A 16,268-nucleotide genomic window follows, 5' to 3' on the forward strand; every position below is an offset into this window, starting at 1 on the left:
CCCGAGATTCTCGGGTCTGCGCTGCGCGCCGCCCGAGAATGACGCGAGGCCCCAATGCCCCTCTATTTCGCCTACGGCCTCAACATGGACCCGGCCGGGATGGCACAGCGCTGCCCGAACTCGCGCGCGCTCGGCCCCGCTCGCCTGCCGCGCCATCGCTTCATCGTCACCCGCGACGGCTATGCCTCGGCGATCCGCGATCCGCGCGACGAAGTGCACGGCGTACTCTGGGATTGCTCGCTCGGCGACACGCGCGCACTCGACAAGTTCGAGGACATCGCCAGCGGCCTGTATGTGAAGATCAGCCAGCCGGTGATCGTGCCGGGCGGCGCCAAGCGCGCACTGATCTATATCGGCCGCTCAGCCGATCCGGGAAAGCCGAAGCCCGGCTACATGGAGACGGTCATCGCTGGAGCAAAACAGTTCGGCCTGCCAGAGACTTACATCGCCAACCTGAATCGTTTTCTGACCAAACCGACTCTCGATCTGAAGCCGTTGAATCAGGATATGAACGCGCCGCTGCCGCCCGGCCCGGTGAAGGGTGTCAGGCCCCGCGCGCTCGCGCCGAAGTGACGGCCGAAACGCCGTCATGCTCGGGCTTGACCCGAGCATCTCGTAACGACAAAGCGGCTGGTGTGGCACGAGATTCCCGGGTCCGCGCCGAGCGCGGCCCGAGAATGACGTCTTGTGTTACACCGCCAGCCCCTTCGCCAGCTCGCTGACCTGCTTCTCGAACAGCGCGCGATAGGCGCCGTCCTCGCGGGTCAGAAGGTCCTCGTGCGGCCCCTCCTCGACCACCCGGCCGCGATCGAAGACCAGGATGCGGTCCATGGCCCTGACCGTCGAGAGCCGGTGGGCGATCACGATCGTGGTACGGCCTTCCATCAGGCGCTCGATCGCCTGCTGGATCAGCGCCTCCGATTCCGAATCGAGGCTCGAGGTTGCCTCGTCCAGGATCAGGATCGGCGCATCGGCCAGGAAGGCGCGGGCCAGCGCGACACGCTGGCGCTCGCCGCCCGAGAGCTTGATGCCGCGCTCGCCGACGAGCGTGGCGTAGCCCTTGGGCAGGCGCATGATGAACTCATGCGCGTTGGCGAGCCGTGCCGCCTGCTCGATCTGCGCCTGGCTGGCGCCGGGCCGGCCGTAGGCGATGTTCTCGGCCAGCGAGCGGTGGAACAGCACCGGTTCCTGCTGCACGATCGCGATCTGCCTGCGCAGGCTGTCCTGCGTGACATCGGCGATGTCCTGCCCGTCGATCGCGATGCAGCCTGAGGTCACGTCGTAGAGCCGCTGCACCAGCTTGACGAAGGTCGTCTTGCCGGAGCCGGAGCGGCCGACGAGACCGACCTTCTCGCCGCCGCGGATGGTCAGCGAGAAGTCGCGATAAAGCGGATCGTGATGGCCGCCATAGTGGAAGGTCACGTTCTCGAAGGCGATCTCGCCCGCCGTCACGCCCATCTCCACAGCGCCCTTCCGGTCCGGCACGCCATAGGGAAGATCGTGCATCCAGACGAGTTCCTCCATGTCGTTGACCGAGCGCTGCAGATTGTGGACGTGCTGCCCGACATCGCGCAAATAGCCATGGACCACCGCATAGGCCGTCAGCACGAAGGCGACATCGCCCGCACTCGCCTGCCCATTCATCCATAGCCAGATCACGAGGCCGATCACCGCGGCCCGCAGGAACAGCAGCACGACGAGCTGACCGGTGCCCGACCAAGTGCCGCGCACCCAGGCGCGCTCCGTCCTGAGGCTCCATTTCGCCATCACGTTCGCGAGGCGCAGATCCTCGCGCGCTTCCGCGCCATAGGCCTTCACCACCGGGTTGCAGGTGATGGCGTCGGCCAGCGCACCGCCGAGGCGGGTGTCCCAGGCATTGCCCAGCCGCGCCGCCGGCGCCACGAAGCGCAGCGAGAGCGCCAGCGTCAGCCCGATATAGGCCAGCGCACCAAGCGCAACGACGAGCCCCATCACCGGCCAGTGCCAGGCCAGCAGCGCGGTCATGCCGAGCAGGATGACGAGCGACGGCAGGAGCGCGATCAGGATCGTGTCGCTGAGCAGGTCGAGCGCCCACATGCCGCGGGTGATCTTGCGCACAGTCGAGCCGGCAAAGTTGTTGGCATGCCAGTCGGTCGAGAAGCGCTGCAGGCGCGCGAACGCCTCCTGCGCCACGTCGCGCATCGTGCGCAGCGTCATGGTGGTGATGCCGATATAGGCGAAATGCCGCCCGAACACGGTGATCGCGGCGAGCACCATCATCGCGCCGAGCGCCCACAGCGCCGCATCCACGGCGTCGACACCGCTCGCCACCGCATCGACGAGGCGGCCGGCATAGACCGGCGTGAACAGCTCGGCCAGCGTGGCGACAATGGTGACGCCCGCAACCCAGGTGACCTGCCCCGGCTGGCGCGCCCAATGGCGGAAGGTGAAGCCGAGAACGGCCCGGAACGGCTCCCGCCGCCCGGTTTGAGTATCAAGAGACATAGCGTCATTCGGCACCGAAACGGCACCGACTCCGGATCAGGCAGAGACGACGACGCGCGCCGCCTCCGGCAATGAATGAAAATGGTCTGGAAAAGGCTCAGGAGACCGCCGGTTGGCGGGCCTCGTGCGAAACCGACCTAGTGTCGAGGTGGTCGCAAGGGAGTGACAGCGGTGGTGACGATTACCATTCAGCCCTCCCTTTCTTGAGTTGGAGCCAGACCGTGAAGATGCCTGATTTGTAGGCACGGCGCAAGCCGTCCGCCCATGCACCGGCCGCACAGGACACTTTCGCCCGATTCAAATCGGGCGACGGGCGGTCACCAGAACAGCGCGAGGAGCCGGGCTGCGATCACCAGAAGAAAAGCGGCGATGATCGTCGCCAGCACCTGCTGGCGCTTGGCGCGATTCGGGAATTGTCGCGCGAGCAGCTTTCCGAGCGGCTTGCGGAAGATGAAAGCCGCAACCAGCAGAACGATGACGATATGGGACAAGGCTCGAGACTCAGCCCTTCCGCTCGGCGGCAGAGGTCTCGACCGGCGCACCCGCCTTCTTCCAGGCAGTGAAACCGCCGGCGACATGGGCGACCGGCTTCAGCCCCATCTCCTGCGCCGTCTTTGCCGCCAGCGCCGAACGCCAGCCGCCACCGCAGAAGAAGACGAAGCGCTTGTCCTCCTGAAAGACCGGCTTAGCATACGGGCTTTCCGGGTCGATCCAGAATTCGAGCATGCCGCGCGGGCAATGGAAGGCACCGGGCATGCGCCCTTCCCGCTCCAGCTCGCGAGGATCGCGTAGATCGACGAAAACCACGTCGTCGCGGCCGTGGAGCGCCTGCGCCGCCTCGATCGACAGCGTCGCGACCTCGCTCTCCGCTTCTGCGACCAGGGCCTTGTAGCCCTTGGTGATGGTCTGCGGCATCGCTGCGCCCTCCCGATTCCGCGCGCACCGTGGCGGCTTGCCGCCGCAGCGTCAATGCCGTGCCGCTTGTCGGCAGCGCGGCCTCCGCACAAGCTGCTTGCCTGGTCGGCGGGTGAAGTGGCAGAGCGACAGCATGCTCGGTTTCAGCAATCTGGACGTCATCGCCCTGGTGTTCTTCGCCGCCTCCTGGGTGGGATACCACTATGCCGTCGAACTCGGCCCCCACGCGGCCAAGACGCTGAACATGCGGATGAACTTGCGCCGCGCCCGCTGGATCAACGAATCGATGGGGCGCGACAACCGCATTGTCGACACTCAGGTGATGAACGGCCTGCAGAACGGCACGGCCTTCTTCGCCTCGACCTCGCTGATCGCGATCGGCGGCACGCTCGCCCTGCTGCAGTCGACCGACCGTGTCGTCGCGATCTTTTCCGATCTGCCCTTCGTGCCGGTGACGCAGCGCGCGGTCTGGGAAATGAAGGTGATCGGGCTTGCGGGCGTCTTCGGCTACGCCTTCTTCAAATTCGCCTGGGCCTACCGGCTGTTCAACTACTGCGTCATCCTGCTCGGCGCTCTGCCGCCAAAGGACGAGCCCAACAAGATCGCGAAGGCTCATGCCGTGCATGAGACGATCGAGATGAACATCGCCGCCGGCCGCCACTTCAACCGCGGTCAGCGCGCCTTCTTCTTCGCGCTCGCCTATCTCGGCTGGTTCCTTGGACCGGTCACCTTCCTCGTTTTCACAGGGGCCGTATTGGTCGCGATGTATCGCCGCCAGTTCGCCTCCGACGCCGCCCGCGTCTTCAACTATCCGAGCCAGTCATGAGCATCGACCCCGAGGCAATCGAGACCGCGATCCTCTCACTGCTGGCGCAGCAGGGGGGCGGCCGGACGGTTTCCCCGATGGATGTCGCCCGCGCACTCGGCAGCGACCACCCGGACGATTGGGGGCCGCTGATGCAGCCGGTGCGCCGCGCGGCGGTGAAGCTGATGAAGGAAGGCCGGATTGTCATCACTCGCAAGGGCCGGCCGGTCGACCCCGACGATTTCCGCGGCGTCTACAGGCTCACCTTGCCCGCCGACGATGCCTGACCTCACGGCGCCGGAAAGAGCGCGTCGGTGTAGCCCGCCAGCCGATAGGCGATGAGTCCGACCCATTCCTTGAAGCCGTTGTCGGAAATCTCCAGAGCCCTGTGCGCTCGACTATAGGGCCGAATGAAATCATCCGGCTCACCTTTCGACCAATAGTCGACCGGAAAGGCCTCGACCGGAAAGTTCGCCTTCCGGAAAACGCCCATCGAACGCGGCATATGCCAGGCTGAGGTCACCAGAAGCCAGCGTTCGCCTGGTTTCGGATCGACGAGACGGCGGGTGAAAGATGCGTTTTCGCGGGTATTGCGTGACTTGTCCTCGAGAATAAGCCGCTTTGGATCGAGCCCGAGGCCCTCGAACAGCAGCTTGGCCCCGTCGGCTTCGGTCGTTGTCTCTTCCGAGATCAGGTTGGCCGCGCCGCCGGTGAAAACCACCTTCGCCTCGGGATGAAGCCGCGCGAGCTCGACCGCCTTGGTCATGCGCGCCGCGGCAGAATTCAACACCAAATCGCCGCGCGCCACACCGACCGCACCACCGAGCACGACGATGCCGGTCACCGGCCCCTTGGCTGCATCCTGCTGCGGAAAGCGGTCCTCCAGCGGCCGGATGACCGCGCGCGACAATGGGCTGAAAGCCATCAGCCCAAGCGCAACCACCGACAGCAGCCCGAGCCAACGCGCCGGACGCGCAAAGCGCGTGAAGGCGAGCAGCGCCGAGAGGCCGGCGAGCAGGATGGCGAAATTGACCGGCGAGAAGACGAACCAGGCCAGCTTGGACAGGACGAAGAACATTGCTGGCTCGCGGCTTCAGACGGGTCACGAACAACTGCCGTCCTCCACCGTATAGTCGCAGGCGGACGCGGCACTCCAGCGCTTTCGGATCGCCACCATCCGCCAGATGGTCACAAACGCGACAGGCGACCGGCCTGGTGCATGCGCCGATCAGGCTGTTGCAACCTGATCGGATCAGTCTCTAGCGAATGATCTGGGGCGGGGATTGCGGCTGGCGCCCCGCCTGCGGGAGCCCCTTGGCAAGCTCGATGGCGCGCTCGGCAACCTCGCGCAGCTCGCAACCGGCCTGCCGCCCGGCTTGCAGTTCCTCGCGCTGGCTGGCGCCATAGAGCGCGCATTTCTGCGAGACATAGCTTTCCCAGGTGAGTTGCACGGCAGCCAGACGGCTGCGCTGGCCCGCATCGAGCGAGCGCCCGGTCACCTGCAAAGCGAGCGTCAGACGCTCGCGCCACGCCGCCTCTTCGCGCCGCGCGCAGGCGGCTTCGGCTCCGCGTGGATTGCTGCTGGCCGCCCCGACACAGGCGATGGCCACAGTGCCGACGCAGGCCGAAGGCGACGCGCCGTTATCGCGCAGGCAGCCTGCGAGGGACAACAGGTCGCCACGCAAGCTCGGCGAGCCCTGCGCCACGGCCGAAGTGGCCGCGCCGAGTGAACATAAAAGCAGAGCCGCGCGCAGACCGTTCATGCGGGGCATCATGACAGGGCTGCGGCCCGGATCAAGCACCGCGGCGGCGCCTCACGTGATCGGCAACGGCAGCGCCACCTGAGCCGCCGGGCGCGCAAAGAGCGCCTCGTACCAGCGGCGCACCGCTGGCCGCTCGACCCGGTCGACGGGCATGTTGAACCAGCGATGCGCGCCACAACCGACGGTGATATCGGCGACGCCGAAGCGCTCGCCCGACAGGAACGGCTTGTCCGCCAGTTGTGCCTCGAGGATCGTCATCAGCACCTCGGCCCGCTTCATGCCGTCGGCGATGGCCTTGGGATCGGTATAGCCCGGCACCTTGCGCACCACGCCCCAGAGCACCGGCGCCAGCGCCGGCTGCAGTTCGGACAGCATCCAATCCATCCAGCGCTCGGCCTCCGCGCGCCGCACGACGTCCGCTTCCCCGATATCTGCAGCGCCATAGCGCGCCGCCAGATAGCGCACGATGCTGTTCGACTCCCACAGGCGGAACTCGCCATCCTCCAGGACCGGGATCTGCCTGTTGGGGTTCATCGCGCGATATTCCGGCGTGTCGAGCCCGCCGAAAGGCCCGCCAACATCGATGCGCTCGAAAGCCTGCCCGGTCTCGCCGGCCGCCCAGACGACCTTCTGGACATTGATCGAGCTCAACCGCCCCCAGATCTTCAGCACGACAGGCTCCTCAATAGCTTCACACAGCCCTCATCCTGAGGAGCGCTTCGCAGAAGCGCGTCTCGAAGGATGCTCCAGATGGTTCCGGAGCCTCCTGAACGATCCTTCGAGACGCAGCCTTCGGCTGCTCCTCAGGATGAGGGCTCCGAATACCTTTTTAAGCGCTCAGGCGAATTCCATGATGACGGCGTCGACGGCGAGCGAATCGCCTTCCTTCGCCAGGATCTTGGCGATGGTGACGTCCTTCTCGGCGCGCAGCACGTTTTCCATCTTCATCGCCTCGACCATGGCGAGCGGCTCGCCCGCCTTGATCTCCTGCCCCACAGTGACCGAGATCGCCTTCACCAGGCCCGGCATCGGGCAGAGCAGGAACTTGCCGGTATCGGCCGCAACCTTCTCCGGCATCAGCGCGGCGAGCTCGGCCTCGCGCTGCGTGTAGACATGGGCGTTGGCATAGGCGCCCGCATGGCCGAGCGCGACGCCGTTCAGGATCGGCCGGACCTGCGCCGCGACCTTCACCCCGTCGAGCGTGCCGTGCCAGACCGGCTCGCCCGGCACCCAGTCGCTGACGACGCTGACGCTGCGACCCGGGAAGCCGATGACGACCGCCCCGCCCTGCTCCGTCACCTCGCCCTCGAAACGCTCTGCCCCGAGCTGGACGATGCGCTGCCGATCGAAGGCGACCTTGCGCCAGCCTTCCATCTGCGCCGAGACATGGCGCTTGCGCTGGTTGAGCTTGTGGTCGCAGGCGATGGCGATCGCCGCCATGCGCTGCGCCGTCTCGCCCTGCGGCTCGGGCAGGGAGAAGCCCTCGGGAAACTCCTCGGCGATGAAGCCGGTCGAGAGATTGCCGGAAATCCAGCGCGGATGCTGCATCACCGCCGCGACGAAAGGAATGTTGTGGCGGATGCCGTCGATGGCGAAGGCATCGAGTGCGCGCGCCTGCGCCTTGATCGCGGCCTCGCGCGTCGGCGCATGCGTGACCAGTTTGGCGATCATCGGGTCGTAATAGATCGAGATCTCGCCGCCCTCGAAGACGCCGGTGTCGTTGCGCACGGTCGCCTCGCCATCCGGCCCCTCCGCGGGCGGCCGGTAGGTGACGAGCCGCCCCGTCGAAGGCAGGAAGTTGCGGGTCGGGTCCTCGGCATAGACGCGGCTCTCGACCGCCCAGCCATCGAGCTTCACATCCTCTTGGCCGATCGCCAGCTTCTCGCCATAGGCGACGCGGATCATCTGCTCGACCAGATCGATGCCGGTGATCATCTCCGTCACCGGATGCTCGACCTGGAGCCGGGTGTTCATCTCGAGGAAGTAGAACGACTTGTCCTGGCCGGCGACGAACTCGACCGTGCCGGCCGAATCGTAATTCACCGCTTTGGCCAGCGCGACCGCCTGCTCGCCCATCTTCTTGCGGGTGGCCTCGTCGAGCAGCGGCGACGGCGCCTCCTCCAGCACCTTCTGGTTGCGGCGCTGGATCGAGCATTCGCGCTCGCCGAGATAGATGACGTTGCCGTGCTTGTCGCCGAGAACCTGGATTTCGATATGACGGGGGTCGACGATGAACTTCTCGACGAAGACGCGGTCGTCGCCGAAGGAAGACGCCGCCTCCGATTTGGCCCGCGCGAAGCCCTCAGCCACCTCGCCGGCCGAATGGGCGATGCGCATGCCCTTGCCGCCGCCGCCAGCCGAAGCCTTGATCATCACGGGATAGCCGATCTCGTCGGCGATGGTCACGGCGTGTTCGGGGCTCTCGATGATGCCGAGGAAGCCCGGAACCGTGGAGACCTTGGCGGCAGCCGCCGCCTTCTTCGATTCGATCTTGTCGCCCATCGCGGCGATGGCGCCGGGGTTGGGACCGATGAAGACGATGCCGTTATCCTTCAACGCCCTTGCGAAGGCCTCGCGCTCGGAGAGGAAGCCGTAGCCGGGATGCACGGCCTCGGCGCCGGTCTGCTTGCAGGCGTCGATGATCTTGTCGATCAGCAGATAGGACTGCGCCGCCGGCGCCGCGCCGATATGGACCGCCTCATCCGCCATCTCGACATGCAGCGCGTCGCGATCCGCATCCGAATAGACGGCGACCGTCTTGATGCCCATGCGCCGGGCCGTCTTGATGACACGGCAGGCGATCTCGCCGCGGTTCGCGATCAGGATCTTCGAGAACATGCGCGGCATCCCCCGGCTTCAGACCAAACTGCAATAGCCGGGGTGTATGGGACGCCGCAACCGCCGTCCACCGATGCGAAAGTCGGCAATCGCATCGGACCGACCGGCGGAAGCGCCGTTTCAGCCCGAAGCTCTGACAAACAAATAGCTCACCGCGCGTCTGGAAGGGCGCGCGGTGAGCTATAGGCTAGGCCGTTGTGCGCGGATGCGCAGGTCAGTTCGCGAGCAAAGCCCGAGTCGTGCTGCCAGCCGCGACCCGTGCGACCGCCTTCGCAGCGCCCTTGGCGAAGGCGAAGGCAAGCAGCCCCTCGTCGCAGTGCTCGGCTTCGCGAGCGATCTCGAAGGCGATGCGCTGGGCCGTCACGGTCGGCCCTTCGCCGGCAGAAAGGGTCGTTACCAGCCAATGCGCCTTGTCGCGATCGATCACGCCGGTCGGGCGGTTCTCCCAGACGGCGAAGTCGACGACCAGCGCCACGAGGTAATCTGCATAAGCCTTGCAGCTTTGCACCACGGCCCGGTCGAGGGCCACCAGCACATCGATGATGTCGCGTGTCATGACGATGTCGTTCAAGATGTTCCTCTGAAGCATCTTGACGTCTTCATCATCGATAGCGCGACGATCCATCACACGATCGACGAATTCACGAAGCTCATGATCCATCATGCTTGAACCCCTGTCCGGCGTTGTTGTTTGCCGGTATGTCCCTGTTGTGGGAACACCATGCACCCGCCCCCCGCATCAGGTGGTTAACGCGCAAATCTGAACGGTTATTCAGGTTAAACAGAACTGAGTCGGTTTGGTTGCGAGGGTGTTACTGCCCGGCACGGAACCGCTCCGGACAGGCTGCGGCACCGGACACTTTTGCCCCCGGTTTCAAACGCGGAACCTCGATCCCACTGGCTCTTGATCGAGCGCGATCCGGCGCGGCTCCTCGCACCGAAGGGCCGCCGCATGGCTCCTGATCGGGCGGTACATCATGATTCTTGTCGAGAAGCCGACTTGTCCGAAAAGCAGATTCCACTTTCCGGTCGAACGCTCGGGCACGCGTGATCCGATCCGGTTATTTCAACCTGATCGGCCCGGCTCTAGGCCATGGCGGTCTTCGGCAATCCCAGCGTTCCAGGCAGTTCCGGGAACGCGCGCAGCACATGCTTGGCGCCGAGCGCGACGAGGCTGTCGACCGGCTGGAAGCCCCAGGACACTGCGACGGGCACGACGCCCGCCGCCACCGCCATCTCGATATCGAAGGAGCTGTCTCCAACCATCGCAGTGCGCTCAGGCGCTGCGCCAGTCTCCGCCAGCGCACGCTGGATCATGCCGGGATGCGGTTTCGAAGGCGCGTCATCTGCCGACTGCACGGTGTCGAACAGCCCCTCCCAGCCATGCCGGGCGACAATGAACTCGGCGCCCTTGCGCGACTTGCCGGTGGCGATGCCGAGCTTCAGCCCGGTATGGCGCTTCAGTTCCGCCAGCGTCTCTGCCACACCTGGAAACAGCGGCTCATCCAGCGAAGGATCGCTCTGTGCCTGCAGGCGCATCGCGCCGAAGACCTGGCGATAGGTCTCGGTGAGCACATCGTCGGGCTGGTCGAGCCCGGCGAGGCGCGCCATCGCGATATCCAGCGTCAGCCCGACGATGCCGAGCCCCGCCTCGCGCCCCGGATGCACCCGGCCGCAGCGCCGGAACGCCTCGTACTGCGCCCCGAGGATGATCGCCTCGGAATTGATCAGCGTGCCGTCGAGATCGAAGATGATGAGATCCATGACGGCGCTTTAGCGCAACCGGGCGCCGCAAGCCATTGCAGCACCGTCATGGCATTGTCCCACCGGGCTATGCAGCCTCACTCCCGGCTCAGCCCCTTGCCTCCCGTGCGCAGGCATCCACGGCCTTGCGCAGATCGGTTCCATCCAGCCCCTTGGCCCGGGCCTCCTTGCGGCACTCGGAACGCTGGGCGAGATCGGGCCGCTTGGCGTTGAAGCAGGCCGTCAGCGCAGCAACCCGCTCCGATCCCTGCAGATTGCGGCCATCGACCTCCTCCTTGCAGGCGACCCGTGCTGCAACTGCCGTGGGCTTGCCGTCGCGGGTGACGCCGTCCTGCGCGTAGAGCCGCACGCCCGGGAACTTGGCCTGCAGGCACAGGCGCATGGCGGCGCGCAGATCGTCCCCGGACAGCGCGACATTCTCGGAGAGACAGTCCTGCCGCGCTTTCGCACGCTCCGCCTGAGGGATCGATTGATCGGTGGCAGCCGCAGCTGTGACAGCCGGGGCCGAGGGTTTGGCTGGTGCAGCTGTCTGTGCTTGTGCGGCCCCCGCAAGGCCGAAAAGGAAGGCGGAAACAATCAAAACCGAACGCATGGTCAGCCCCTCCTATGACGAGAACATAATTAGAACAGAATGCGTTTTGTTCCGCAACTGTTCATCCTCATCTCATCAATCAGGAAGAGTGCGATTCGTCGAATGATGCCCTATTCGTCCGGTGCTTCGACGATCGGGTCGTAGGGCGCATCATCGAAGCCGAGCAGGTTCCAGCTCTGGCGCATATGCGGCGGCAGCGGCGCGCTGACATCGATGGTGCCCTTGCCGCGCGGATGCGGCAGCACGATCCGCCGCGCCAGCAGGTGCAGCTTGTTCTGGATGCCGCCGGGCAGCTCCCAGTTCTGGATATTGAAGTATTTGGGATCACCGATGATCGGATGGCCGATATGGGCGGCATGCGCGCGCAGCTGGTGGGTGCGCCCGGTCACCGGCTTCAGCGAAAGCCAGCCGAGCTTCTGCGCGGCAGTCTCGACCACCGCGTAATAGGTCACGGCATGCATGGCTCCGTCCTCGCCATGCTTGGCCACTGCCATGCGCTGATCACCGTCATAAGCCTCCTCGCGCGCGAGATAGGTCGAGATCCGGCCCTGGCGGACGCGCGGCACCCCGGCCACCAGCGCCCAATAGACCTTGCGCGCCGAACGCGAGCGGAAGGTCTTGGCGAGCGTCGCCGCCGCAAAGCGGGACTTGGCGATGACGAGGCAGCCGGCCGTGTCCTTGTCGAGGCGATGGACGAGGCGCGGCTTCTGCCCGTCCTTACCGGTCAGCGCATCGAGCATCTGGTCGACATGCCTGGTCGTGCCCGAGCCGCCCTGCACGGCCAAGCCCGCTGGCTTGTTGAGGACCATGACGTCGTCGTCCTCATAGAGCGTGATCGAGCGCAGGAAGCCGATGGTGTCGGCATCGGCCTTGGCCGAGCGCGGCCGTTCCGCCTGCTGCTCCAGCTTCAGCGGCGGGATGCGCACCGTCTGGCCTTCGCTGAGCCGGTCCTTGCTGTCGGCGCGCTTGCCGTCGACGCGCAGCTCGCCCTTCCGGACGATGCGCTGGATATGGCTGAAGGAGAGCTGCGGGAAGCGCGTCTCAAGGAAGCGGTCGATCCGCATCTCGTTTTCGTCCGGCGTCACCACGAGCTGCTGAACGCCGGTGGAGAGCACCTGCGCCGTCTCAGCCTTGACTTCGGCGCGCGTCGGCTTGGCAGCCGGACGCTGCGGACGTGGAGCGCGCTCCTCGCCCTCCGCCGGGCGCGCGGCGGCGCGGCGCCTGGCGTCATGGCTCGGCCTCTTGCCGCGCGGCGCCTCGGCCGCACGCGGCCTGCCGCCACGTCCCGGACCGTTGCCCGGCCCCTTGCCACCTGTCCTCATGACAGCCCCCGCATCACCGCAAGCCCGCCGACCAGCGCCGCCAGCGACACCACCACGGAACCAAAAACATACACCATCGCCGCCATCGTCTCACCGCGGTCCCAAAGGAGCACCGCATCGAGCGAGAAAGCCGAGAAGGTCGTGAATCCACCGAGTACGCCGGTCGCCAGGAACAGCCGCAATCCATGCGGCGTCCCCTCGCCCGCCCGGAAGGCGAACCAGCCGACGACCACACCCATCAGGGCCGAGCCGAGAATGTTGATCGCCATGGTCCCATAGGGAAAGTCCATGCCGAGCCAGCGCGGCGAGACAAGGTTGATGCCATGGCGCAGCACGCCGCCGATGCCGGCGCCCAGAAAGACGAGTGCGGTGGAAGTCATCCCTGTGAAATAGAGTGCACCGCCGCCGCGCACAAACGAAATCCGCCGCAATTGACTGCGCTTCTGCGGACGCCTCGCCTCGATGCCGCGGGGCGGCTGAGGCGACGGCGATGAACGGGCGGAATTCGACTGCGGCACAGGCGCGCCGGGCGCTGCTTCGGGCAGTGGCGGCGCTCACACTCTCCGGCATCGGCGGCACCTTAGCGGCGGCGCAGCAGGGCCCGGCTTCGGACTGGCCGACGGAGAAATGCAACCGCTACAGAAAGGCTTACGAGCAGGCCTTGAATCGCCAAGGCAAGCAGGGACTGGGTCCGGACTTCCTCGCCAGCCACGATGCGTTCCTCGCCTCGAACTGTCAGGCTCGCGCCGAGGTCTGCGCGCGTAGCAAGCAGGAACTTGAGCTCGCCAACAAGCTGGTGCTGATGGCGATGAACAGCGGCCTGTCCGGCACGTTCCTGCCGTTCTACTGCAGAGGATAGGCGTCCGGGCGCCGTCCCTCCGGACAAGCGGCGAAGCGGTGCCGATCGGGAATCGATCATAGAGCTCAGCGCCCTGCGATGGGTTCCGGGACTCCGCGGCGCTTCGCCCGGGATGACCGGCTACTTGTCGGTGTGCCTCAGTCCTCGCCGCGCTCGTGGCGCAGCCGCTCCCAGTATTCCAGCCGCTTGCGGAGCTCGCGCTCGAAGCCGCGCTCGGGCGGATCGTAGAAGCGCTGGCGGCCGAGCGCGTCGGGCCAGTAATTCTGGCCCGAGAACGCATCGGGCTGGTCGTGGTCATAGGCGTAGTCGGCGCCGTAGCCCTCCTCGCGCATCAGCTTCGTCGGCGCGTTGAGGATGGTCTTGGGCGGCATCAACGATCCACGATCCTTCGCCACCCGCACCGCCATCTTGTAGGCCGTGTAGGCGGCGTTCGATTTCGGCGCCGTCGCCAGATAGATCACGCAATTGGCGAGGGCGAGTTCGCCCTCGGGCGTGCCGAGCTGCTCATAGGTCTCGGCCGCAGCCCGGGCATGGAGCAGCGCCTGCGGATCGGCGAGCCCGATATCCTCGACCGCCATGCGCACCAGCCGGCGCGCCAGGAAGCGCGGGTCTTCGCCGGCATCGAGCATGCGGGCGAAATAATAGAGCGCCGCATCGGGGTCGGAACCGCGCACCGTCTTGTGCAGGGCCGAAATCAGGTTGTAGTGGCCGTCCTGCGCCTTGTCGTAGATCGGCGCCCGACGCTGGATCACGTCGGAGAGGCCGTGCTCGTCGAGAATCTCGCCCGGCTTGGCCGCCCGCCAGATCTCCTCGGCCAGCGTCAGCACCGCGCGCCCGTCGCCGTCGGCGAAACGCGCGAGCGCCAGCCGTGCCTCCGGCGTCAGCGGCAGTTCCCTGCCTTCCAGCACCTCGGCCCGGCCGAGCAGGAAGAGCAGCGAGCCCTCATCCAGCGACTTGAAGGTCAGCACCCGCGCCCGCGACAGCAGCGCCGCATTGAGCGCGAAGGACGGGTTTTCGGTCGTCGCGCCGATCAACGTGATCGTGCCGTCTTCCATGACCGGCAGGAAGGCGTCGAGCTGGGCGCGGTTGAAGCGGTGGATCTCGTCGACGAAAAGCAGCGTGCCTCGGCCACCGAGCCGGCGCCCGCGTGCAGCCTCGAACACCTTCTTCAGGTCCGCGACGCCCGAGAATATCGCGCTGATCTGCTCGAATCCGAGATCGACCAGACCCGCGAGCAGCCGTGCCACCGTGGTCTTGCCGGTGCCGGGCGGTCCCCAGAAGATCAGGCTGCCGATCGTGCCGGAAGCGACGAGCCGGGTGAGCGCGCCGTCCGGCCCGGTCAGATGCTCCTGCCCGGCGACCTCGCCGAGCGTCGTCGGCCGCAGGCGATCGGCGAGCGGGCGGGGGCCGGACTTGTCCAGCCCCGAGGCAGAGAAGAGGTCGCTCACCCCGGGAAGACCGAGGTGATCGTCTGGCCGTTGCGGGTGATCGTGACCTCCCAGGCCCGCTTGCGGTCCTTCAGGATCGTCTCGACCTCGCGCGAGTTGGTCATGCGCTCGCCGTTGAGCGCCATGATGACGTCGCCCTTCTGGAAGCCGACATTGGCGGCGTTGCTGCCTTCCTCGATCTCGCTGACGACGACGCCGTCGTTCCCGGTATCGATCGACAGCTCCTCGGCCAGCGCCGGCGAGAGATTCGCCACCGTCAGCCCCGACAGCGGCGAACGGCTCGTCAGCTTCACGGCGTCGCGCGGACGGGTCTCTGGCGCCGCCACGAGCTTGACCGGGATTTCGACCTTCTTGCCGCCGCGCAGCACCATCAGGACCGTCGAGCCGCCGATCGGACGGGTGGCGAAGCGGTAGCCGAAGGCTTCGGGGTCATCGACCGCGAGTCCGTCGACCGTGAGAATCACGTCCGAGCGGCGCAGGCCCGCCTGCTCGGCCGGTCCCTTCTCAACGATGCTGGCGACGACCGAGCCGGCCGGCCGGTCCAGTCCCAGCCCGTCGGCGACGTCGGCGGTCAGGCTCTGCAGACGAGCGCCGAGCCAGGGGCGGCGCACCGTCTTGGCGCCGGCCTTGGCGCTGTCGACGACGAGGCGCACCATCGCCGCCGGAATTGCGAAGCCGATGCCGACGCTACCGCCGGAACGGGAATAGATCGCGGTATTGATGCCGACGACACGGCCCTTCATGTCGATCAGCGCGCCGCCGGAATTGCCGGGATTGATCGCCGCATCGGTCTGGATGAACGACTGGGCGTCGCCCACGCCGATCTGCGTGCGGGCGAGCGCCGAGACGATGCCCTGCGTCACCGTCTGGCCCACGCCGAAGGGATTGCCCATGGCGAGCACGATATCGCCGACCTGAAGCTCGTCGCTGTCGGCGAGCTCGATCGCGGTCAGGCTCTTGGTGTCGGCGACCTTCAGAACGGCGAGATCGGTGCGCGGATCGCGCAGCAGGATCGTCGCCTCGACCTCGCGCTTGTCGGCAAAGGCAACCTTCACTTCGCTCATGTTCTCGATGACGTGGTTGTTGGTCACCACGAGACCGTTGCCGGCGTCGACGACGACACCCGAGCCGAGCGAGCGCTGCACCCGCTCCCGCGGCACGCCGAAACCGCCATCGCCGAAGAAGCGGCGGAAGAAGGGATCGTCCATGAGAGCGTTCTGCGGCCGCTTCTCGACGCGCGCACCGTAGACATTCACCACCGCGACGGCCGTCCGCTTCACCAGCGGCGCAAAGGAAAGCGAAATTTGCTCGCGGCTGTCAGGAACCTGCCGCGCCTGGCCGAGCGCGGGCCAGGGTGCGACGACCGCCCCGAGCGCGCATGCGAACGCGGCGGCGGCCAGCCCTCTGCGATATCCTGCGAAGCGTTCGGTCATACTGTCCTCATCCTGAAACAAAAAGCCGCCTGCAAACGTTAGGAC

Annotated in this window: 18 protein-coding genes; 4 read left to right on the forward strand and 14 right to left on the reverse strand. The window is 66.4% G+C overall.

The genetic code is table 11. The annotated features are described in order from the left end of the window. Positions 1–54 precede the first annotated feature (54 nt). Positions 55–573, forward strand: coding sequence for a gamma-glutamylcyclotransferase family protein (locus AB4Z10_RS12445; RefSeq protein WP_441470711.1), 519 nt, complete (start codon positions 55–57; stop codon positions 571–573). Between the two features lie 117 nt (positions 574–690). Here the strand turns inward: AB4Z10_RS12445 and AB4Z10_RS12450 are convergent, their stop codons facing one another. The 3 genes from AB4Z10_RS12450 to AB4Z10_RS12460 form a co-directional block, all read right to left on the reverse strand. Further along, on the reverse strand, positions 691–2,484 hold the full coding sequence (locus tag AB4Z10_RS12450) for an ABC transporter ATP-binding protein (RefSeq protein WP_441470712.1): 1,794 nt from the start codon (positions 2,482–2,484) through the stop codon (positions 691–693). A gap of 317 nt (positions 2,485–2,801) precedes the next feature. After that, positions 2,802–2,975, reverse strand: a complete 174-nt coding sequence (locus AB4Z10_RS12455) for a hypothetical protein (protein WP_441470713.1) — start codon at positions 2,973–2,975, stop codon at positions 2,802–2,804. A gap of 10 nt (positions 2,976–2,985) precedes the next feature. Continuing rightward, positions 2,986–3,399, reverse strand: a complete 414-nt coding sequence (locus AB4Z10_RS12460; protein ID WP_441470714.1) for a rhodanese-like domain-containing protein — start codon at positions 3,397–3,399, stop codon at positions 2,986–2,988. A 133-nt stretch (positions 3,400–3,532) separates the two neighbouring features. On the opposite strand from AB4Z10_RS12460, the gene AB4Z10_RS12465 reads away from it, so the two are divergent. Both AB4Z10_RS12465 and AB4Z10_RS12470 read left to right on the forward strand, forming a co-directional pair. Then, on the forward strand, positions 3,533–4,225 hold the full coding sequence (locus tag AB4Z10_RS12465; RefSeq protein WP_441470715.1) for a DUF599 domain-containing protein: 693 nt from the start codon (positions 3,533–3,535) through the stop codon (positions 4,223–4,225). Further along, positions 4,222–4,491, forward strand: coding sequence for a DUF3253 domain-containing protein (locus AB4Z10_RS12470; protein ID WP_441470716.1), 270 nt, complete (start codon positions 4,222–4,224; stop codon positions 4,489–4,491). The genes AB4Z10_RS12465 and AB4Z10_RS12470 overlap by 4 nt, the downstream gene beginning before the upstream one ends. Before the next feature lie 2 nt (positions 4,492–4,493). Here AB4Z10_RS12470 and AB4Z10_RS12475 read toward each other — a convergent pair whose 3' ends face one another. The 9 genes from AB4Z10_RS12475 to crcB form a co-directional block, all read right to left on the reverse strand. After that, positions 4,494–5,282, reverse strand: coding sequence for a YdcF family protein (locus tag AB4Z10_RS12475; protein ID WP_441470717.1), 789 nt, complete (start codon positions 5,280–5,282; stop codon positions 4,494–4,496). A gap of 181 nt (positions 5,283–5,463) precedes the next feature. Next, positions 5,464–5,967, reverse strand: coding sequence for a lysozyme inhibitor LprI family protein (locus AB4Z10_RS12480; protein WP_441470718.1), 504 nt, complete (start codon positions 5,965–5,967; stop codon positions 5,464–5,466). Between the two features lie 51 nt (positions 5,968–6,018). Continuing rightward, the gene (locus AB4Z10_RS12485; RefSeq protein ID WP_441470719.1) at positions 6,019–6,639 is read right to left on the reverse strand and encodes a glutathione S-transferase family protein; all 621 of its coding nucleotides are present in this window, start codon (positions 6,637–6,639) and stop codon (positions 6,019–6,021) included. 165 nt (positions 6,640–6,804) lie between these two features. After that, a complete protein-coding gene (locus AB4Z10_RS12490) occupies positions 6,805–8,805 on the reverse strand; it encodes an acetyl-CoA carboxylase biotin carboxylase subunit (RefSeq protein WP_441470720.1) in 2,001 nt (666 codons plus the stop codon). Positions 8,806–9,019: 214 nt separating this feature from the next. Continuing rightward, positions 9,020–9,376 (reverse strand): hypothetical protein, encoded by a 357-nt coding sequence (locus tag AB4Z10_RS12495; protein WP_441470721.1) that lies wholly within the window; start codon positions 9,374–9,376, stop codon positions 9,020–9,022. A 515-nt stretch (positions 9,377–9,891) separates the two neighbouring features. Next, positions 9,892–10,569 (reverse strand): HAD-IA family hydrolase, encoded by a 678-nt coding sequence (locus AB4Z10_RS12500; protein ID WP_441470722.1) that lies wholly within the window; start codon positions 10,567–10,569, stop codon positions 9,892–9,894. Positions 10,570–10,657: 88 nt separating this feature from the next. Next, positions 10,658–11,161, reverse strand: a complete 504-nt coding sequence (locus AB4Z10_RS12505) for a hypothetical protein (protein WP_441470723.1) — start codon at positions 11,159–11,161, stop codon at positions 10,658–10,660. Positions 11,162–11,271: 110 nt separating this feature from the next. Continuing rightward, complete coding sequence (locus AB4Z10_RS12510; RefSeq protein WP_441470724.1) at positions 11,272–12,483, reverse strand: RluA family pseudouridine synthase; 1,212 nt, start codon at positions 12,481–12,483, stop codon at positions 11,272–11,274. Continuing rightward, the gene (gene crcB, locus AB4Z10_RS12515) at positions 12,480–12,863 is read right to left on the reverse strand and encodes a fluoride efflux transporter CrcB (RefSeq protein WP_441470751.1); all 384 of its coding nucleotides are present in this window, start codon (positions 12,861–12,863) and stop codon (positions 12,480–12,482) included. The genes AB4Z10_RS12510 and crcB overlap by 4 nt, the downstream gene beginning before the upstream one ends. Positions 12,864–12,973: 110 nt before the next feature. Between crcB and AB4Z10_RS12520 the strand changes: the two genes are divergently transcribed. Next, the gene (locus AB4Z10_RS12520) at positions 12,974–13,342 is read left to right on the forward strand and encodes a hypothetical protein (RefSeq protein WP_441470725.1); all 369 of its coding nucleotides are present in this window, start codon (positions 12,974–12,976) and stop codon (positions 13,340–13,342) included. A gap of 137 nt (positions 13,343–13,479) precedes the next feature. On the opposite strand, the gene AB4Z10_RS12525 is transcribed toward AB4Z10_RS12520, so the two are convergent. Beyond that, complete coding sequence (locus AB4Z10_RS12525) at positions 13,480–14,790, reverse strand: replication-associated recombination protein A (RefSeq protein ID WP_441470726.1); 1,311 nt, start codon at positions 14,788–14,790, stop codon at positions 13,480–13,482. Next, positions 14,787–16,223, reverse strand: a complete 1,437-nt coding sequence (locus AB4Z10_RS12530) for a DegQ family serine endoprotease (RefSeq protein WP_441470727.1) — start codon at positions 16,221–16,223, stop codon at positions 14,787–14,789. Before AB4Z10_RS12530 ends, AB4Z10_RS12525 begins: the two co-directional genes overlap by 4 nt. Between the last annotated feature and the right edge of the window lie 45 nt (positions 16,224–16,268).

This window comes from Allobosea sp. RAF48 (genome assembly GCF_052114025.1).
Classification (GTDB): Bacteria; Pseudomonadota; Alphaproteobacteria; order Rhizobiales; family Beijerinckiaceae; genus Allobosea.

Bases quoted from the DNA above. Each gene is read 5' to 3' on its own strand.
- crcB (WP_441470751.1), bottom strand. From the start codon at position 12,863: ATGACTTCCACCGCACTCGTCTTTCTGGGCGCCGGCATCGGCGGCGTG.
- AB4Z10_RS12500 (WP_441470722.1), bottom strand. From the start codon at position 10,569: ATGGATCTCATCATCTTCGATCTCGACGGCACGCTGATCAATTCCGAG.
- AB4Z10_RS12530 (WP_441470727.1), bottom strand. From the start codon at position 16,223: ATGACCGAACGCTTCGCAGGATATCGCAGAGGGCTGGCCGCCGCCGCG.
- AB4Z10_RS12505 (WP_441470723.1), bottom strand. From the start codon at position 11,161: ATGCGTTCGGTTTTGATTGTTTCCGCCTTCCTTTTCGGCCTTGCGGGG.
- AB4Z10_RS12480 (WP_441470718.1), bottom strand. From the start codon at position 5,967: ATGAACGGTCTGCGCGCGGCTCTGCTTTTATGTTCACTCGGCGCGGCC.
- AB4Z10_RS12460 (WP_441470714.1), bottom strand. From the start codon at position 3,399: ATGCCGCAGACCATCACCAAGGGCTACAAGGCCCTGGTCGCAGAAGCG.
- AB4Z10_RS12475 (WP_441470717.1), bottom strand. From the start codon at position 5,282: ATGTTCTTCGTCCTGTCCAAGCTGGCCTGGTTCGTCTTCTCGCCGGTC.
- AB4Z10_RS12470 (WP_441470716.1), top strand. From the start codon at position 4,222: ATGAGCATCGACCCCGAGGCAATCGAGACCGCGATCCTCTCACTGCTG.
- AB4Z10_RS12490 (WP_441470720.1), bottom strand. From the start codon at position 8,805: ATGTTCTCGAAGATCCTGATCGCGAACCGCGGCGAGATCGCCTGCCGT.
- AB4Z10_RS12445 (WP_441470711.1), top strand. From the start codon at position 55: ATGCCCCTCTATTTCGCCTACGGCCTCAACATGGACCCGGCCGGGATG.
- AB4Z10_RS12520 (WP_441470725.1), top strand. From the start codon at position 12,974: ATGAACGGGCGGAATTCGACTGCGGCACAGGCGCGCCGGGCGCTGCTT.
- AB4Z10_RS12450 (WP_441470712.1), bottom strand. From the start codon at position 2,484: ATGTCTCTTGATACTCAAACCGGGCGGCGGGAGCCGTTCCGGGCCGTT.
- AB4Z10_RS12465 (WP_441470715.1), top strand. From the start codon at position 3,533: ATGCTCGGTTTCAGCAATCTGGACGTCATCGCCCTGGTGTTCTTCGCC.
- AB4Z10_RS12510 (WP_441470724.1), bottom strand. From the start codon at position 12,483: ATGAGGACAGGTGGCAAGGGGCCGGGCAACGGTCCGGGACGTGGCGGC.